Raw genomic sequence first — 16879 nt, 5'->3', positions numbered from 1 at the left:
CGTCCTGGGCCACGGCCGGCGCGGCGATGAACAGGCCGGCGGCGACGATCGGAAGCAGGTGGCGCATGTCTTTAATTCCTCAGAACCAGGCCTTCAGGCCCATGACGAAACGGGTGTGCTCGGGCTCGCCGCCTGCCGCGCGGGTGAAGTCGGCGGTGTCGCCGAGCGCGCGGCTCCACTCGACGCCGACATAGGGGGCGAACTCCTTGCGGAACTCGTAGCGCAGTCGCAGGCCCGCCTCGACCGAGGACACGCCCGAGCCAATCTCCAGTTCCGGAATGTCGCTGGCCGAAGCGTCGATTTCGAGGCGGGGCTGAAGGATCAGGCGCTGGGTGATGCGCAGGTCGTATTCGGCCTCGACGCGCGCGGTCAGGTCGCCCTCGGTCGACAGGAAGGCGGCGGCGTCGATCTCCCACCAGTAGGGGGCCAGGCCCTGGAGGCCGAGCACCAGATGCGTCGGGTCCTCGTCGCCCTCGCGGAAGTCCTGGCGCACGCCGGCCTGCACGTCCCAGAAGGGCGAGATGGCGCGGCTGTAGAGCGCCTGGACTTCGCCTTCGGTCTCGCCGTCGAAGTCGCCTTCGCCCTCGGACTTCCACCAGAAGCGGTTGATGTCGCCGCCGGTCCAGCCCGCGACGTCCCAGGTCCAGGCCTCCTCGCCGTCGCCAAAGCCGACCTCAAGGCGGTCGACGATGACGGCCGTGGCGCGCACGTCGCCGTTCTCGCGCCTCAGCATGTCGCGGGCGCCGGTCATGCGGTCCGCGCCCCAGATCGCGTCGGCGGCGTGGGTCGGTCCGGACAGGGCGGCCGGCGGCAGCGGCGGCTGGCGCGGACGGCCTTCGTCATCGGCGCTCGTGGGCACGTTGGGCGGCCCGCTCGCCGCGTGGCCGCCCATGTCGTGTCCGGCATGAGGGTCGGGCTGCGCCGGCATGACATGACCGGCGTGCGGGTCGGCGGTTTGCGTCGGCGCGGGCATGGCGTGACCCGCATGCGGGTCGGCCGCAGGAGCCTGCACCGGAGGCCGGGCCCCGTGCTGGCTATGATCCTGGGCGGCCGCCGCTCCGGCGACCAGCAGCAGGGGCGCGAGCGCGGTCATCAGACGGATCATGCCGCGTCTCCATCCAGCGGACGGACGGTGACGACGTTGAACATCCCCGCGTGCATGTGCATCAGCATGTGACAGTGGAAGGCCCAGTCGCCCGGCGCGTCCGCCGTCAGGTCGAAAGTCACCTTGGACCCCGGCGCGACATTGACCGTGTGCTTCAGCGGCTGATGTCCGGCGGGGCCGCCCGTCACCAGCTCGAAGAAGTGGCCGTGCAGGTGGATGGGGTGGGCCATCATGGTGTCGTTGACCAGGGTCACCCGCACCCGCTCGTTCCGCTCGAAACGGATCGGCTCGACGATCTCGGAGAATTTGCGGCCGTCGAAGCCCCACATGAACCGTTCCATGTTGCCGGTCAGGTGGATCTCCAGCGCACGGGACGGCGGCCTCTGATCCTCGTTGGGGGCCAGGGACACCAGGTCGGTGTAAACCAGCACCCGGTGGGGGACGTCCTCCAGCCCCATCGGCCGTTCGCCCAGGCGGTTGGCCGGGTCCGGGGCGATCATGTCGTTCCCGACGCCGACCGCCATGCCGGCGGGGGCGTTGTCCGGGTTGCGCATGTCATGGTCCATGCCGTCGTGCCCCATGGCGGTATGATCCATCGGCGGGGCGGCAGGCTCGCCGTGTCCCATGGCCGAGTGATCCATGCCCGCCATGCCGCCCATGCCCATGTCGCGCATTGTCAGGGTCGGCACCTCACGCAGCGGCGGGACCTCGGCCGTCATGCCCATACGGGGCGCCAGCGTCGCCCGCGCCATTCCGGAGCGATCCACCGACTCGGCGACCAGGGTGTAGGCGCGGTCCTCGGTCGGGCGGACGATGACGTCATAGGTCTCGGCGACCGAAATCTGGAACTCGTCGGTCTCGACCGGGCGAACATTCTCGCCGTCGGCGTTGACGACGGTCATGGCCAGGCCGGGGATGCGGACGTTGAAGATCGACATGGCCGACGCGTTGATAGTCCTCAGCCGCACCCGCTCGCCGGGGCGGAACAGGCCGGTCCAGTTCTCGGCCGGGCCATGTCCGTTGACCAGATAGGTGTAGGTCGTGCCGTTGACGTCGGCGATGTCGCGCGGGTCCATCCGCATCCGGCCCCACATACGCCGATCCTCCAGCGACAGGCCGTCCTCGCCCGAGATCAGGCCCGACAGGGTAGTGCGCGACCGGTTGAAATAGCCGGGGCTCTTCTTCAGCCGATCCAGGATTTCGTGCGGGTGCAGAAAGCTCCAGTCCGACAGGACGACCACATGTTCGCGGTCATAGGCCACCGGATCGGCGCCCGCGGGATCGATGATCAGCGGCCCGTAGTGGCCCATCGCCTCCTGGAGGTTGGAGTGGCTGTGATACCAGAATGTCCCGGACTGGATGATCGGGAATTCGTACTGGAAGGTTTCACCCGGCCGGATGCCGGGGAAGCTGATCCCCGGCACCCCGTCCATGTGGAAGGGCAGCAGCACGCCGTGCCAGTGGATCGAGGTGTCCTCGTCCAGGGTGTTGGTCACCGACAGCCGCGCCATCTGACCTTCGCGCAGCCGGATGAGGGGCGCCGGCAATGTGCCGTTGACGGTGATCGCATGGCCGGTGCGACCGCCTACGGTGAAGGGGGAATGACCGACGCTGAGCCGAACGTCGGGCCCTTCCAGTGTCGGCAGACCGGCGCGCAGACCAGGCGAACCCGTCTGCGCCCAGGCCGGCAGCATGCCCTGCGCGGCCAGCAGCCCCGCGCCGCCGGTAAAGCCGCGCAACAGCGCGCGGCGGTCTGTCTTGATCATGGTCATGCGTCAGCCTGTGTGTCTGATCCGAATTACGCCAGCCTCGCGCGCATCCCTCGCGACGGCTGGTCGCAGGCCCTCATTTCGAGGGGCCCATCTTGTTCGCCAAGGTTTTGCGGGCGCGGGCGATCCGCAGTTCGACGGCCTTGGCCGACAGCCCCAGAATCTGGCCGATCTCGGCCTGCGACCGGCCTTCCAAGACCGCCAGCAGCAGCGGCGCCCGCTGACCGTCGGGCAGTTCCGCAAGGGCGCGGTTCAGCCGTTCAAGCCGCCGCCGCTCATCGAAGCGGACATCGGCGCCCGGCGCCGCGTCGCCAATGGCCACGGCTTCGGGGGCATCCAGTCCCATGACGCCCCGGACCAGCCGACGCACCCGGCGGCGGCGGCTCCAGTCGCGGCATTTGTTCAGGGCTATGGTCCGCAACCAGGCCCCGAAGGGCCGCGCCGGGTCGTAGCGCCGGATCGACAGCCAGGCGGCGGCGTAGCTTTCCTGGACCAGGTCCAGAGCCTCGTCGGCGTCGCCGACATAGCGGGTGACGAAGCGATGCAGGTCGCCCTTGGTCGCCGTCATAAGGCGCGAAAACGCGGCCCGGTCTCCCTGGGCGGCCTGGACTTCGTCGGTGTAACCAGCCCCCACGCCCGCGTCAGTCGGCGTCGGCGCGCAGGGTCTCGACGACCGCCCGGTCAAACTCTTCTGCCTGCTCGGGCGTCAGCACGGCCCGCATCTCGAACACATGACGGATCGTCGCCTTCTGAAGATCGCCCATGGCGGTATGGAAGTGATCGACGGCGGCCTGGACCTCGGGGGTGTCGCCCCGGCTCTGCGCGATCGCGGCCGACAGCTCGTGATTGGCTTCTCGCACCTTGGCCTCCAGGGGGCCGCGCCGAGCCGAGAAGTCAGCCTCAATGCGGTCAAGCCTGCGATCCTGCGCCTCCGTAAGGTGCAGTCGCTCGTGGACGATCCTGTGCACGTCGGATGGTTGAGCCTGTCTCGCCGACCAATTCATGGCGCACCATGCCGTGGCCGCGCCCACGACCGCAGCCACGATGGCGGTGACAAAGGTGGACCTTGCGCCGCTCATCCCGTGAGGTTCCGAACGTTGAGCGGCGCGGCCACCAACTCGACGCTAAAGATCGACAATTCATTCCGACCGCCCGCGTTGACGGATCCGGAAATGCTCCCGGCCAAACCGCCGACACCGGCGGCAAGGCAAAGCGCCGCAGTGCGCAAGCGCAGTTCGCGGCGCCTGGCCTCGACCTGGGACACCTTTCGCCAGACCTTGGCTTCGAGCTCGCCGAGCGCAGTGACTTCAACACCCCCTCCTTTTGAAATGAGGTCGTAGAGCTCATCCATGCAGGTCGTCTCCTTTTCCCATGCGGGATTGTACGCGTTTGGCGCTTCTCCCCCTCACGAGGGCTGAGTCAGCCCGGTGCGTAAAAATCAGCATAGCTCGCATCCGCCCGCCTGCAGGAGCCGCCGATGAATTCCCTTGTGTTAGCCCTCGCCCTGTCACTCGCTGCACCCGCTGCAATGGCCCTTGACCCCGCTCAGTCGGGCTTACAATCCGACGATTTCAGCGGTGCGGATGAAACGACGCAAACAGCAATGGCCTTGGTTGATGCCTTCCATGTCGCGCTCGGCCGGGGAGATACCGAGGCGGCGCTCGACCTGCTGGCTCCAGACGTCGTTATTTTTGAGGACGGCGCCGCCGAGAGATCCCGAGAAAACTACGCCAGCCACCATCTCCCTGCCGACATCGCTTTCGCTGCAATGACGAACACCGAAGTGAATAGGCGCGCCGCCTGGGTTGAGGGCGAGACCGCCTGGGTGCTGACGGAGGGGCGCCTCACCGGAGAGAGTGATGGTCGGCCGATAGACCGCTTGACGGCCGAGACCATGGTCCTTCAACACCGCAACGGAATCTGGCTTATTCGCCACATCCACTGGTCTTCGCGCGCGCCCGAGTGAGCAAAGCCGGCACCGGGGGCGCCATGTTCAATCGCACCTCGCCGGACCCGGCAGAACCCGGTTCGCATATTTAATCGACGTCCGAGGGCGCAGCCGGTGCGGGCATCTTCTGCTATCGCCCCGCAAAGGCCGGCGGGAAAGCAAAGCGTTGTTGCTCCGGCAAGCCGGAGCCCCAGCGAGAGCCGCAGGCGCGCGCAGGGAAGATCGCTTTCCCGAGAGGGCGCCAGATCTGCTCGCCACCTCCCGCAGGCCGTTGGAAAGAATACCTCGCTTGCGGGGCTTCGTGCAGCGGGCCCCACCTTGCGAGGGGACTGTACCGTGGATGCGTAAGCTTCACGGTACGGCGGGTTTGACGACCGACCAACGCCTATGCGCAAGAGGCCCTCGGGTATGAACCACGATAACAGCCCCGCCCATCGCAAGGCGAACCGCAAGCAGCCTCACCTGGACCCATGATCGTCCTGGCATCCAGATCGACGCCCGCCGGCCATGCCGGCGGGCATGACCATGCGACGATTATAGACTTCCGGCGCCGGTTCTGGTTGGCGCCGGGATTTACACCGACCGTGCTGTTCGCGGCGGTGTTCGTGTCGGCCAGCCCCCTTATCGTCGCGATCAACGCCCAGTTGCTGCGTTTCTACAGGAGCCGCCGATGAGCCTTCGAGCCCATTTAACCCGCGTGATCATACCTCTGCCTGATAATGAGGCGTTCGCCGAGGCGCTCGCGGAAGTCGGCGGATTCGAACGCGGCGCTCTTGAGACGCGGCGCTTTCCGGATGGCGAAACCTATGTTCGGCTTTTGACCAATGTCGCCGACAAGGCGGTTGATCTGGTCTGCAGCCTCGCGAGGCCGGAGCGCCCGACGTCAAGGCCGCCGGCGTTCGAATGGCCGTTCGGCTCGGCGACGAGATCGACCGGGGGCAGCCGCTCCTGACCGTACATGCCGAGACGCGCGGCGAGATGGCCTATGCGCTCGATTATGCTGCGACCGGCGACGTCGTCGCTATTGGGTGGTGATGTGCAGTCAACAAGCGCATCGACGCGCTGGCAGGCGCACTTGTTTGGAACACACCGACGCCGCCCTTCGCATCGGTCGGATCCGATCCGACCGCCCGACCCAACGGTTCTGGCTCGGCCTTCGTCGCGCCAGCCATTCGTAATCCGCCCGATCGCTTCTTTCAGAAAGAGACCAGGATGACCTCCGAACACGAGAAAGGCCGTCACAGCCACGGCAGAGAACCAGCGACCTCGACAGGACAGCTTGTAAAGGATCCGGTCTGCGGCATGCAGATTGATCCCGCCACCGCCAAGCACGGCACCGTTTTCGAGGGCCGGACGTGGCGTTTCTGCTCCGCCGGATGCAAGGGCAAGTTCGACGCCGACCCGGCGCGCTTTGTCGCGCTGGCGGAGACCGAGTCGGCCGCGCAGGGCCATACCCATCAACCCACGAAGGGGGCGCTGGCGACGGACGCTGTTCCGGATGGCGCCGTATGGACCTGTCCGATGCATCCGGAAATCCGCCGGGACGGACCCGGCAGTTGTCCGATCTGCGGTATGGCCCTGGAGCCCCTGGTCGCCACCGCCAAGACGGGGGCCAGCCCGGAACTGAAAGATATGTCTCGCCGCTTCTGGGGGGGGCTGGTTCTCGCGCTCCCCGTCCTGTTCCTCGAGATGGGCGCTCACCTCATCCCCGGGATGCACCATCTGGTGTCGACCGAGGTTTCAATCTGGACGCAGATGATCCTGGCGACGCCCGTGGTCCTCTGGGCGGGCTGGCCCTTCTTCGAGCGGGCATGGGCTTCCCTGGTCCATCGGAGCCTCAACATGTTCACCTTGATCGCCATGGGCACGGGTGTCGCCTGGACCTACAGCATGGTCGCGACCCTGGCTCCAGGCGTCTTTCCGGCGGCGTTCCGCGCCGCAGATGGAACAGTGGCGGTTTACTTCGAGGCTGCGGCCGTCATCACGGTCCTGGTCCTGCTCGGCCAGGTGCTGGAGCTTCGCGCCCGTGAGCAAACCTCCGGCGCGATCAAGGCGTTGTTGAACCTTTCACCCAAAACGGCGCGTCGCCTCCGCCACGACGGAACCGAAGAGGATGTTGCGGTGGATGAGGTCGTGATCGGCGACCGCCTGCGCGTTCGTCCAGGAGAAACGGTTCCGGTCGACGCCGTCGTGGAGGACGGTCGATCCTCACTGGATGAATCCATGGTGACAGGCGAATCCATGCCGGTTACGCGTGCTGCGGGAGACCGCGTGGTCGGCGGCACGCTCAACCAGACAGGCGCGCTGGTGATCGTCGCCGAAAAGGTCGGTCGCGACACCATGTTGTCGCGGATCGTCCAGATGGTGGCGGACGCTCAGCGGACGCGGGCCCCGATCCAGCGCATGGCCGACCAGGTCTCAGGCTGGTTTGTGCCTGTCGTCATCAGCATCGCGGTCCTCGCCTTTGCGGCTTGGGGTTTGTGGGGCCCGGAGCCGCGCCTGGCGCACGGTCTGATCGCGGCGGTCTCGGTTCTCATCATCGCCTGCCCCTGCGCTCTGGGGCTCGCGACGCCCATGTCGATCATGGTCGGGGTCGGTAAAGGCGCGGGCGCGGGTGTTCTCATCAAGAACGCCGAGGCGTTGGAGCGTATGGAGAAGGTCGACACCCTGATCGTCGACAAGACGGGCACCCTTACCGAGGGCAGGCCCGCGGTGACGCGGATCGTGGCCGCCGAGGGCTTTGAGGAAAACGAAATCCTGCGACTGGCCGCCGGTGTGGAGAAGGCGTCCGAACATCCCCTGGCGCTCGCCATCGTCGCGGCCGCCGAAACGCGGTCCATTGGCGTCCCGCCGGTTTCGGATTTCGACTCGCCGACAGGCAAGGGTGCGCTCGGAACCGTTGAGGGACGACGCGTCGTCTTGGGCAACGCCGCCTTTCTGAGCGAATATGGCGTGGACGCGGGAGGTCTCACGCAAATCGCCGACAACCTGCGGCTCGACGGCGCGACGGCGATCTACATGGGCGTCGATGACCGTCTCGCGGGCGTCTTCGCTATCGCCGATCCTGTCAAGGCGACGACGCCCGTCGCGCTCGAAGCGTTGCACGCCGAAGGCATACGCGTCGTCATGCTGACAGGAGACAACCGTACGACAGCAGAGGCTGTCGCTCGTCGCCTGGGCATCGACGAAGTCGAGGCGGACGTCCTGCCGGACCAGAAGGCCGCGGTCGTCCAGAAGCTCAAGGCCGCGGGCAAGGTTGTGGCCATGGCCGGCGATGGTGTGAATGACGCTCCCGCACTGGCCGCGGCGGATGTCGGCATCGCCATGGGGTCCGGCACGGATGTCGCGATCGAAAGCGCCGGCGTCACCCTCCTGAAGGGCGACCTGACCGGCATCGTCAGGGCGCGAAAATTGTCTCAAGCGACCATGTCCAACATCCGTCAGAACCTGGTGTTCGCCTTCATCTACAATGCGGCCGGCGTGCCGGTGGCCGCAGGCGTGCTCTACCCGGTGTTTGGCCTGCTGCTGTCGCCGATCATCGCTGCGGCGGCCATGGCGCTTTCGTCGGTCAGCGTGATCGCCAACTCCCTTCGCCTGAGATCGAAGTCGATCTGACGACGTCATCTGCGTAACAGAGCTTGGGACATTGTGAACGTTTGGCGGCCGCTACGGAGGGCCTGGGGTGCGGTGGGTCAGGTCATGCCGCCGCCTGATCCGAGCCGGAACTCAGTGCCGTCGGCCCACATGCGATGCGGGACGACAGCTGCTTACGGGCCGGCGACGATGGCGCTTCGCCGGCCCGTGGTCTTCATCAGCGGCATGACCCAGCGCACCCTGCGTGGCCGCCATATTCGTGAACGGTGCAATGCCGCGCCGGACGATCTGCCGAGGTTATTGTCGCGGTTTGAGATGTCCCGATTCTTTGGAGACGATGACGACGCTGACTTTCGACCGGCAGGGCGCCCTGCGCATTCTGGATGAAGGGGGGCGAGGTCATTCGCGGGGCCGCCGAGGCGGTTCGGGCGATCCCCCTCCGACCGGTCCGCCCTGGCCCTTGCTACCCCGGTCTCGCCGACGGGCAGGGTTTCAGGCGCGCAGTTCGCGTGCCTGCAACCCTTGCCCAAAGGAGGCAGACATGAGTGCCCAACCCATCGACCACCGCCATCGAAGCGACCGCGCCGCAGCATGGCGCGGAGGTGTTCGTTCCCCTCAACCAGCTCAAGGCGTCGCCGAGGAACGCCCGGAAGACCCCGCATTCGGCAGGGGCTATCGAGGCGCTCGCCCACCGACGTGCATCGTCGCGTTTGACGAAGGTCTCGCCTATATAGCAACCCTTCCTCCGGACTTGGACCCGCCACGATCCTGACGGGAGTTTCGAGTACGTCGCCATTTCGTGTGCGCTCTGTGTGCACTGAGGTGTCGAAAACCCGGAAAAACGTCGCAACACGTCGTAAATTTGAGCGCACACGCCGCCTTCTAACTTTTTGATTTTACTGAAATAATGTTAAAAAATCAAGATCGTAGGCTGTCCGTGGCCCCGATGATGGACTGGACCGACCGGCATTGCCGGGCGTTTCACCGTGCGCTGACGACACGCGCGCGGCTCTATACGGAGATGGTGACGGCGCCGGCGGTGATCCACGGCGACCGGGAACGGCTGCTGGGATTCGATGCGGTGGAGCATCCTGTCGCGCTGCAGTTGGGCGGGTCGGATCCGGCGCAACTGGCCGAGGCCGCGAGGATCGGCGAGGCGTTCGGCTATGACGAGATCAATCTGAACGTCGGCTGTCCCTCCGACCGGGTCCAGTCGGGTCGGTTCGGGGCCTGCCTGATGCGCGAGCCCGAGCTTGTCGCCGACTGCATGGCGGCCATCCGGGAAGCGGTCGGCGTGCCCGCCACGGTCAAATGCCGCATCGGCGTGGACGATCAGGACCCGGCGACCAGCCTGTTCGCCACGGTGGACGCCTGCGCCGCCGTCGGGATCGACACTTTCGTCGTCCATGCACGCAAGGCGTGGCTGAAGGGGCTTTCGCCCAAGGAAAACCGCGACGTGCCGCCGCTGGACTACGCCCTGGTGCGCCGGCTGAAGCGGGAACGGCCGCACCTGTCGGTCTCGATCAACGGCGGGATCGGGTCGCTGGACGAGGCCGAGGCGCATCTGGACGACGCCGACGGCGTGGCTCTGGACGGCGTCATGCTGGGTCGCGCCGCCTATCACGAGCCGGCGATCCTGGGCCAGGCCGACCGGCGGCTCTACGGCGAGGCGTCGCCCGACGTGGACGCCTTCGCGGCGCTGGATCGCTACCGACCCTATATGGTCGCGCGCCTGGCCGAGGGCGTCGCCCTGCCCGCGATGACGCGCCATATGCTGGGCCTGATGCACGGCCGGCCGGGCGCGCGCGCCTTTCGTCGCATCCTGACGGTCGAGGCGATCAAGCCGGCCGCGGGACTGGAGGTGATCGACCGCGCCGCCGATGCGGTGCGCGAGGCCGAAGCCCGGCGCGAGGCGGCGTGACCGGCCAGGGCCTGCCCGGCTAGAAGGCGTCATGTCCGCCCTGCCCCTGTCCGAAATCCTAGCCTTGGCGGCGGCGCTGATCGCCGCGGGCCTGATCGGCGGCGTCATCGCCGGCCTGTTCGGCGTGGGCGGCGGCACGGTCTTGGTGCCGGCGCTCTTCTATGCCTTCGAGACGCTGGGCGTCGGCGGCGAAGGCAATCTGCACACCGCCATCGGCACCTCCCTGGCGACCATCGTCGTCACCGCCTTGCGCTCCCTGGCGGCGCATCGTCGTCACGGAGCGGTCGATGAGAAGATTCTGAGAACCTGGACGCCGTGGGTGGCTCTGGGCGGCGGCGTCGGCGCGGCGATCGCGGGGCTGACGTCGATGGAGGGGCTGGCGATCGTCTATGGCGCCTGCCTGATGCTGGTGGCGGCCCAGATGGGCCTGCTGCCCGACCGCTATGTCCTGCGCCGCGACATGCCCGTTGGCTGGGGGCGTCGGATCATCGGCACGGGCATCGGCCTGCTGTCGGCCATGATGGGCGTCGGGGGCGGGAGCCTGGGCGGCATGACCATGAGCCTGTGCGGACGGCCGATCCACCAGGCGGTGGCCACGGCGTCGGGCTTCGGCGTCGCCGTCGGCGCCACGGCGGCCCTGGGGTTCATGGCGTTCGGCTGGGGCGCGGAGGGACGGCCGCCGTTTTCGCTGGGCTACGTCAACCTGCCCGCCGCAGCCGTCATGGGTGTGATGACGGCGCCGTCGGCGCCGCTGGGCGCGCGCCTGGCGCATCGACTGGATCATCGCCTGCTGAAAAAGGCCTTCGCGGTCTATCTGTTAGGGACGGCGGCGTCTGTCGTCCTCAAAGCTCTTTGAGGGCCATTTAGCGGCGGCCACTTTTCCGCCACAGGTTAACGGGACAAATCCGACGCCGGCGGCGTTGGGAGCCGGTGTCTCCATGAGTTGGACGGATGATCGGCGCTTCCGCTGCCTTCGCCTTGTTCTGGGCCGCCCTTTCGTCCGTCGCCAACGGACCGGTGCCCTACAATGTCGCTGTCGCGGCGGACGAGTTCAGGGTTGAAACCCCTGAGGCCGAGCCCGGTTCCCAGATCGTCGAAGACGCCGCCCGCGCGCTGAGCGCCGAACAGACCGAACTGATGGCCGGCGATCCCGACTGGCGTGCGTCGGCGCGGCTCTATCACGCGGGCGGGGGCGGCGCGACGGGCAACGATTCGCTGGGCTGTCGGCCGATCGCCATGCGCACCGTGGCGGTCGACCCACGCGTCATTCCGCGCCGCACCAAGCTTTTCATCCGCGAGACGGTGGGTCTGCGCCTGGCCGACGGCACGATCCACGACGGCTACTGGTACGCGTCCGATACGGGCGGGGCGATCAAGGGCGCCAAGATCGATCTCTACACCGGCCACGGCCGCGGCTCGATGCGCCCGGCCCAGCGCCTGAACATGCGCACCCTGACCATCGTGGACGCGGGCGATTTCGACGGCTGCCCGCCGGCCTGGACCACCGCCTCGAACTAAGCGGTCACGACGACCGATGAAAAGAAAAGGCCGGCGATCCGCGAGGACCGCCGGCCTTTTCTTTGTCGACTTCAAGACCGAGCCCTGGCTCAGTCCACCTCGGTGACCTGGAGCGTGGACTGCACCATGTCCTCGCCGTAGGTGCCGACCCAGACGTCGTAGCGCCCGCTTTGCGGATTGGTGATGACGACCTTGGGATCCAGCGCCCCGCCGCTGTCGTCGTCGCAGTACCAACGCCCGTTCGGGGCGTTGATCAGCAGGGTGGTGTCCTCCCCGGCCGAGACCTTGAACGTCAGGTCCGCGCCGCCCGCGTCGTAGAAGACCTGAACGTCCGGCGCCGCGCTGACCGAGCCCTCGCAGCCCGACCGCGCCGCCGAGGCCGGAACCGAACCGCCGGCCAGGATCGACTTGGTCCACGGATCGGGCGTGAAGCCCGCGCGCAGATTGACCGTGCCATAGTTGGGCGAGGCGTTGACGTCCGGCCCGCCGCCCCCGCCGCCCCCGCCGCCGCTGGTCCCGCCCAGTTCGCTGATCTCCAGCGTCGACTGGACCATGGAGTCGCCGTAGGTGCCGACCCAGACGTCGTAACGGCCGCTTTGAGGATCGGAGACGACGACCCGCGGGTCCAGCCCGCCGCCGCCGTCGTCGTCGCAGTACCATTGGCCGCTGGGACTGTTGATCAGCAGGGTGGTGTCCTCGGACGCATGGACCCGCACGATCAGGTCCAGCGACCCGGCCTCGTAGAACAGTTGCAGATCGGGCGCCGCACTGACCCGGCCCTCGCAACCGGCCCGCGCGCCCGACGCCGGAACCGAGCCGCCGGCCAGGATCGACTTGGTCCAGGGATCCGGCGTGAAGCCGGCCTCCAGGTTCACCGAGCCGTAGTTCGGCTCCAGCGTGAAGTCCGGCGCGCCGCCGGTCTTCTGCGCGAGAACCACCGTAGGCGACAGCAAGGCCGCCAGCATCGCCGCCGTGGCGATCATCTTCATGGATACCTCCCCCCTGTAACGGCCCCCGCCGCGCGTCGGAAGATACGCCTTTGGCCGCGCCTGTGAAGCTTCAATCGAACAGCGATCGTTCGATCAGAATCGACGCTTGCCCGAGACCGTTTCCCAAAACAGTCGGAAGTCGCCCATCAGGCTCCACAGCGGGTATTTGAAGGTCGCGGGCCGGTTCTTCTCGAAGAAGAAATGCCCCACCCAGGCGAAGCCGTAGCCGACCAGCGGCATGGCCAGCAGCCACCACGGATTCAGCGTCAGCACGAAGGCGACGAACGCCAAGATCACCAGGCCGGTGCCGACGACGTGGATGCGGCGGCACGTCCGGTTGGAATGCTCGTGGATGTAGTAGGGATAGAAGGCCTGGAACGAGGCGTACCGTCCCTGAGGCGGCGTCGGACTGGTCATGACGGCAGCCTGCGCCCGGATCGCGGGTCTGGCAAGCGCAGCCCGCAGGACGCCGTCAGCCGCCGCCTACTGCGCCTTGCCCTTGAAGCCGCCCTTCTTGAAGCCGGCCTTCGGCTTGAAGGGCTTCTTGACGAAGGGCTTGTCGCCGACCGGACGGCCGCCCTCGGCGCCCGGCTTGCCGGAATGCGGCGCCCAGGGCTTTTTCTTGAACGGCGGGCGGACGTCGCCTTCCCCGCCCTCGGCGCGCTTGGCGTAGGGCTTCTTGAACGGGCGTTCGCCGTCTTCGCGGCGCGGACCGCCCGACTTGGAACCGGCGAACTTCGACGCCTTCATCGAGCCCGGCGTCGGCGCTTCGGACGGCGTGATCTTCACCTCCTCGTTGGAGGCGGCGACGGCCGCGCGGAAGGCCTTCTCGTGGGTCTTGGCGATCTCGAACCGCGTCTCTTCCGGGAAGGTGCGGATCGAGCCGATCTGAGGCTTGGCGATGCCGCCCACGCGGCAGATCAGCGGGATCAGCCACTTGGGATCGGCATTCTTGTTGCGGCCGATGTCCATGCGGAACCAGACCACCTCGTCGGGCTGCAGCCGCTCGCCCGGCCAGGGCTGGGCGGCCGTCCCGTCGTCGGCGCGAGCGCGCTCGCGGCGCGGCGCACGGTCGGCGCCCGGATCGGACAGTTCCTCCGGCGCGGGCTGCTCCTTGCGCAACAGGCGGACCAGGGCGGCGGCGATCTCGTCAGGCGTGCGCTCGGCGATCATCCGCTTGGCGACGGCCATGTCCTCGTCCGAGACCTCGGCCTCGAAGTGGGCGGGATCCAGGAGGCGCGCGTCGTCGGCCTTCTTGATTTCATCGAAGGTGGGCGCGCCAGTCCATTGGGCCTCCACTCCGGCCTCGGCCAGCAGGCGCTCGGCCTTCCTGCGGCGCGAATGCGGGACCAGCATGACCGACACGCCCTTCTTGCCCGCCCGGCCGGTGCGGCCCGACCGGTGCAGCAGGGCCGCGCGGTTCACCGGCAGCTCGGCGTGGATCACCAGGCCCAGGTCGGGCAGGTCCAGGCCGCGCGCCGCCACGTCGGTGGCCACGCACACCCGCGCCCGACCGTCGCGCAGGGCCTGGAGCGCCTCGGTGCGCTCCCTCTGGCCCATCTCGCCCGACAGGCTGACCGAGGCGAAGCCCCGCTCCAGCAACGAGGATTGCAGGTGACGCACGCTGTCGCGCGTCGAGCAGAACACCATCGCCCGACCCGCCTCGAACCAGCGCAGGGTGTTGACCGTGGCGTGCTCGATCTCGTTGGGCTGGATGCGGTAGGCGCGGTATTCGATGTCGGCGTGCTGGCGGCTCTTGTCGGTGGCGTCGATGCGCACGGCGTCGTTCTGGTAGCGCTTGGCCAGGGTCGCGATGTCGCGCGCGATGGTGGCCGAGAACAGCAGGGTGCGGCGCTCGGCCGGCGCCTGGTCCAGAATGAACTCCAGGTCTTCGCGGAAGCCCATGTCCAGCATCTCGTCGGCCTCGTCCAGCACGGCGACCTTCAGCTGCGACAGGTCCAGGTTGCCCCGGTCGATGTGGTCCTTCAGGCGGCCCGGCGTGCCGACGACGATGTGGACGCCGAAGCTTAGGGCCCGCGCCTCGCGCCGGGCGTCCATGCCGCCGACGCAGGTGGCGATCTTGGCGTTGGCGTCGGCGTAGAGCCATCGCAGCTCCTCGGCGACCTGAAGCGCCAGTTCGCGCGTCGGCGCGATGGCCAGCGCCAGCGGCGCGCCGCCGGCGCCGAAGGTCGGCTGGTCGCCCAGCAGGGTCGGCGCCGCCGCCAGGCCAAACGCCACCGTCTTGCCCGATCCGGTCTGGGCCGAGACCAGCAGGTCGCGCGTGGCGTGGCCCTCTTCCAGCACGGCGGCCTGAACAGGCGTCGGCTCGGCGTAACCCTTGTTGGCGAGCGCGCGGTCGAGCGCGGGATGGACGGCGGGAAAGGGCATCGGAAACCTGAACAGCGAACGGCGGCCGAAACGGCCGCGCCCGGCCGAGGACGTCCTCAGGCCGGGCGGATGGCGCGCTCTATACACCGATAAAGGCGGGCGTGGGGCGGATTTCGCCGTTCACCCTGTTGCTTCAGCGTCCGTTGACCCCGCCCATCCATTCTGCTCGGCGAAGGAGAGCCCCATGCAGGCCACGTCCATCGCCGCCGCCGGCCTGATGTCCGCCCAGAGCCGTTTCGAGGCCAGCGCGCGCCGCACCGCTGCGGCGCCGTTCGACAACCTCGAACAGGAGGTGGTCGAGCGCATCGAGAGCGAGAGCGCCTTCAAGGCCAATGTCGCCGTGGCGAAGACCGCCGACGAGATGATGGGAACCCTGCTCGACATCCTGGTCTGAGAACGACGCCGGGCGCCTACATCGGCCAGAACAGCAGGATGGTCGGCGGCCCGATCAGCAGGACCAGGAAGCTCAGCGGCAAACCCAGCTTGGGGTAATCCGAGAACTTGTAGCCGCCGGGCCCCATGACCATGGTGTTGCACTGGTGCCCGATGGGGGTCAGGAAGTCGCACGCCGCCCCGACCGCCACCGCCATCAGGAACGGATCGGGCCGATAGCCCAGCTGCTGCGCCAGGGTCGCCGCGATGGGCGCCACAACCAGCACCGTCGCGGCATTGTTCAGGAACGGCGTCACGGCCATCGAGGCTAGCATCATCCCCGCCACGGCCACCACGGGCGGAATCCCCTCGAACAGGCCACGCAGTGCGCCGGCGATCAGATCGGCGCCGCCCGTCTGCTGGATGGCGTCCGAGACAGGAATCAACGCCGCGATCAGCACCAGCAGCGGCCCGTCAAGAGCCGCATAGGCCTCGCGCATCTTCAGCCCGCCCAAGGCCACGATCACCACGGCTGCGCCGAAGAAGGCGATGGACACCGGAATGACGCCGAAGCCGACCATCACCATGGCGATCGTCAGCACCACCGCCGGCAGGAATTTGCGCCGCGTGCCGCCCAGCCGCACTTCCCGCTCGGCCAGAGGCAGCAGTCCCAGTTCGGCCAACCGACCCGGCAGACTGGATTCGGACCCCTGCAGCAACAGGACGTCGCCGGACTGCAGTTTGGCGGTCCGCAGGTGCTGCGTCAGTTCGTAGCCGCTACGCGACACGCCCAGAAGGTTCAGCCCGTGCTGGCCATACAGGTCCAGTTGCCGCACCGACTGGCCGGTCAACGGAGAGTCCGCCCCGATCACCGCCTCGACCAGATGGACCTCGTCCTTGGCCTCTTCCAGAAGCACCGGCCGGTCGCCGCGCACCAGCTTCATCCGCGCCGCGTCGATGAAGTCCTCCAGCGCCTCCTGTCCGCCCTTCAGCAACAGGGTGTCGCCGGGCCGGATCACGGTGTTGCCCCGCGGCCGGGCCTTGCGCTTTCCCTCGCGGATCAGGGCCATGACCTTGACCTCGTCCGGCGCCGTCTCGGACAGGGCGGTGATGGTCGTCGGCTCCAGCGTCCAGTCTTCGGGCACGCGCGCCTCGGTCAGATAGGCGTTGGCCGACAGGGCCGCCGACAGGCCCAGCGCCCCCGTCCGATCCTTGGGCAACAGGCGGTAGCCGAACGCCAGGAACACCAGCGCCGCCGCCGTCAGCGCCAGGCCG

General features: G+C 67.9%; 18 protein-coding genes. 9 read left to right on the top strand and 9 right to left on the bottom strand.

Annotated features, from left to right (window positions below):
• Positions 1–79: 79 nt before the first annotated feature.
• The 5 genes from B2U11_RS12910 to B2U11_RS12890 all read right to left on the bottom strand — a co-directional run bounded on the left by B2U11_RS12910 (position 80) and on the right by B2U11_RS12890 (position 4225).
• Positions 80–1105 carry a copper resistance protein B gene (locus tag B2U11_RS12910; protein ID WP_292072258.1) on the bottom strand — a complete coding sequence of 342 codons (1026 nt, stop codon included), beginning with the start codon at positions 1103–1105 and terminating at the stop codon, positions 80–82.
• Entirely contained in the window at positions 1102–2871 is a 1770-nt protein-coding gene (locus B2U11_RS12905) for a copper resistance system multicopper oxidase (protein ID WP_414632964.1), read from the bottom strand. The genes B2U11_RS12910 and B2U11_RS12905 overlap by 4 nt, the downstream gene beginning before the upstream one ends.
• Before the next feature lie 79 nt (positions 2872–2950).
• Positions 2951–3508, bottom strand: a complete 558-nt coding sequence (locus B2U11_RS12900; protein WP_292072254.1) for an RNA polymerase sigma factor — start codon at positions 3506–3508, stop codon at positions 2951–2953.
• A 7-nt stretch (positions 3509–3515) separates the two neighbouring features.
• Positions 3516–3953, bottom strand: a complete 438-nt coding sequence (locus B2U11_RS12895; RefSeq protein ID WP_292072252.1) for a Spy/CpxP family protein refolding chaperone — start codon at positions 3951–3953, stop codon at positions 3516–3518.
• Positions 3950–4225 (bottom strand): hypothetical protein, encoded by a 276-nt coding sequence (locus B2U11_RS12890; protein WP_292072250.1) that lies wholly within the window; start codon positions 4223–4225, stop codon positions 3950–3952. Before B2U11_RS12890 ends, B2U11_RS12895 begins: the two co-directional genes overlap by 4 nt.
• Positions 4226–4351: 126 nt before the next feature.
• Here B2U11_RS12890 and B2U11_RS12885 point away from each other — a divergent pair, with 126 nt between their 5' ends.
• From B2U11_RS12885 to B2U11_RS12850, 8 genes are all read left to right on the top strand, one after another.
• The gene (locus B2U11_RS12885; protein WP_292072248.1) at positions 4352–4840 is read left to right on the top strand and encodes a YybH family protein; all 489 of its coding nucleotides are present in this window, start codon (positions 4352–4354) and stop codon (positions 4838–4840) included.
• Positions 4841–5292: 452 nt separating this feature from the next.
• Complete coding sequence (locus tag B2U11_RS12880) at positions 5293–5496, top strand: hypothetical protein (protein ID WP_292072246.1); 204 nt, start codon at positions 5293–5295, stop codon at positions 5494–5496.
• Positions 5493–5774, top strand: a complete 282-nt coding sequence (locus B2U11_RS12875; protein ID WP_292072244.1) for a ribose-phosphate pyrophosphokinase-like domain-containing protein — start codon at positions 5493–5495, stop codon at positions 5772–5774. Before B2U11_RS12880 ends, B2U11_RS12875 begins: the two co-directional genes overlap by 4 nt.
• Positions 5726–5857: a hypothetical protein gene (locus B2U11_RS12870; protein ID WP_292072242.1), complete on the top strand. Its 132-nt coding sequence runs from the start codon at positions 5726–5728 to the stop codon at positions 5855–5857. Before B2U11_RS12875 ends, B2U11_RS12870 begins: the two co-directional genes overlap by 49 nt.
• Positions 5858–6034: 177 nt before the next feature.
• On the top strand, positions 6035–8437 hold the full coding sequence (locus tag B2U11_RS12865; RefSeq protein WP_292072240.1) for a heavy metal translocating P-type ATPase: 2403 nt from the start codon (positions 6035–6037) through the stop codon (positions 8435–8437).
• Between the two features lie 886 nt (positions 8438–9323).
• Complete coding sequence (gene dusA, locus B2U11_RS12860) at positions 9324–10337, top strand: tRNA dihydrouridine(20/20a) synthase DusA (RefSeq protein WP_292072238.1); 1014 nt, start codon at positions 9324–9326, stop codon at positions 10335–10337.
• Between the two features lie 31 nt (positions 10338–10368).
• Positions 10369–11193, top strand: coding sequence for a sulfite exporter TauE/SafE family protein (locus B2U11_RS12855; RefSeq protein ID WP_292072236.1), 825 nt, complete (start codon positions 10369–10371; stop codon positions 11191–11193).
• A gap of 95 nt (positions 11194–11288) precedes the next feature.
• Positions 11289–11855, top strand: coding sequence for a 3D domain-containing protein (locus B2U11_RS12850; protein ID WP_292072234.1), 567 nt, complete (start codon positions 11289–11291; stop codon positions 11853–11855).
• Positions 11856–11944: 89 nt separating this feature from the next.
• On the opposite strand, the gene B2U11_RS12845 is transcribed toward B2U11_RS12850, so the two are convergent.
• The 3 genes from B2U11_RS12845 to B2U11_RS12835 all read right to left on the bottom strand — a co-directional run bounded on the left by B2U11_RS12845 (position 11945) and on the right by B2U11_RS12835 (position 15232).
• A complete protein-coding gene (locus tag B2U11_RS12845) occupies positions 11945–12844 on the bottom strand; it encodes a hypothetical protein (protein WP_292072232.1) in 900 nt (299 codons plus the stop codon).
• Positions 12845–12937: 93 nt separating this feature from the next.
• The gene (locus tag B2U11_RS12840; protein ID WP_292072230.1) at positions 12938–13261 is read right to left on the bottom strand and encodes an Mpo1-like protein; all 324 of its coding nucleotides are present in this window, start codon (positions 13259–13261) and stop codon (positions 12938–12940) included.
• 66 nt (positions 13262–13327) lie between these two features.
• Positions 13328–15232: a DEAD/DEAH box helicase gene (locus B2U11_RS12835; RefSeq protein WP_292072229.1), complete on the bottom strand. Its 1905-nt coding sequence runs from the start codon at positions 15230–15232 to the stop codon at positions 13328–13330.
• Positions 15233–15416: 184 nt separating this feature from the next.
• Between B2U11_RS12835 and B2U11_RS12830 the strand changes: the two genes are divergently transcribed.
• Positions 15417–15626 carry a flagellar basal body rod C-terminal domain-containing protein gene (locus B2U11_RS12830; RefSeq protein WP_292072227.1) on the top strand — a complete coding sequence of 70 codons (210 nt, stop codon included), beginning with the start codon at positions 15417–15419 and terminating at the stop codon, positions 15624–15626.
• Between the two features lie 16 nt (positions 15627–15642).
• Here the strand turns inward: B2U11_RS12830 and B2U11_RS12825 are convergent.
• Positions 15643–16879 (bottom strand): SLC13 family permease (locus B2U11_RS12825; RefSeq protein ID WP_292072226.1); only part of this gene is annotated, 1237 nt, incomplete at its 5' end.

The sequence above is a fragment of the Brevundimonas sp. UBA7534 genome (genome assembly GCF_002479325.1).
In the GTDB taxonomy this organism is placed as follows: domain Bacteria; phylum Pseudomonadota; class Alphaproteobacteria; order Caulobacterales; family Caulobacteraceae; genus Brevundimonas.
Note: the sequence above shows the minus strand (reverse complement) of the source record. Positions and strands in the feature narration are given on the sequence as shown.

Bases quoted from the DNA above. Each gene is read 5' to 3' on its own strand.
- B2U11_RS12910 (WP_292072258.1), bottom strand. From the start codon at position 1,105: ATGATCCGTCTGATGACCGCGCTCGCGCCCCTGCTGCTGGTCGCCGGA.
- B2U11_RS12905 (WP_414632964.1), bottom strand. From the start codon at position 2,871: ATGATCAAGACAGACCGCCGCGCGCTGTTGCGCGGCTTTACCGGCGGC.
- B2U11_RS12895 (WP_292072252.1), bottom strand. From the start codon at position 3,953: ATGAGCGGCGCAAGGTCCACCTTTGTCACCGCCATCGTGGCTGCGGTC.
- B2U11_RS12890 (WP_292072250.1), bottom strand. From the start codon at position 4,225: ATGGATGAGCTCTACGACCTCATTTCAAAAGGAGGGGGTGTTGAAGTC.
- B2U11_RS12885 (WP_292072248.1), top strand. From the start codon at position 4,352: ATGAATTCCCTTGTGTTAGCCCTCGCCCTGTCACTCGCTGCACCCGCT.
- B2U11_RS12880 (WP_292072246.1), top strand. From the start codon at position 5,293: ATGATCGTCCTGGCATCCAGATCGACGCCCGCCGGCCATGCCGGCGGG.
- B2U11_RS12875 (WP_292072244.1), top strand. From the start codon at position 5,493: ATGAGCCTTCGAGCCCATTTAACCCGCGTGATCATACCTCTGCCTGAT.
- B2U11_RS12870 (WP_292072242.1), top strand. From the start codon at position 5,726: ATGGCCGTTCGGCTCGGCGACGAGATCGACCGGGGGCAGCCGCTCCTG.
- B2U11_RS12865 (WP_292072240.1), top strand. From the start codon at position 6,035: ATGACCTCCGAACACGAGAAAGGCCGTCACAGCCACGGCAGAGAACCA.
- dusA (WP_292072238.1), top strand. From the start codon at position 9,324: ATGTTAAAAAATCAAGATCGTAGGCTGTCCGTGGCCCCGATGATGGAC.
- B2U11_RS12855 (WP_292072236.1), top strand. From the start codon at position 10,369: ATGTCCGCCCTGCCCCTGTCCGAAATCCTAGCCTTGGCGGCGGCGCTG.
- B2U11_RS12850 (WP_292072234.1), top strand. From the start codon at position 11,289: ATGATCGGCGCTTCCGCTGCCTTCGCCTTGTTCTGGGCCGCCCTTTCG.
- B2U11_RS12845 (WP_292072232.1), bottom strand. From the start codon at position 12,844: ATGAAGATGATCGCCACGGCGGCGATGCTGGCGGCCTTGCTGTCGCCT.
- B2U11_RS12840 (WP_292072230.1), bottom strand. From the start codon at position 13,261: ATGACCAGTCCGACGCCGCCTCAGGGACGGTACGCCTCGTTCCAGGCC.
- B2U11_RS12835 (WP_292072229.1), bottom strand. From the start codon at position 15,232: ATGCCCTTTCCCGCCGTCCATCCCGCGCTCGACCGCGCGCTCGCCAAC.
- B2U11_RS12830 (WP_292072227.1), top strand. From the start codon at position 15,417: ATGCAGGCCACGTCCATCGCCGCCGCCGGCCTGATGTCCGCCCAGAGC.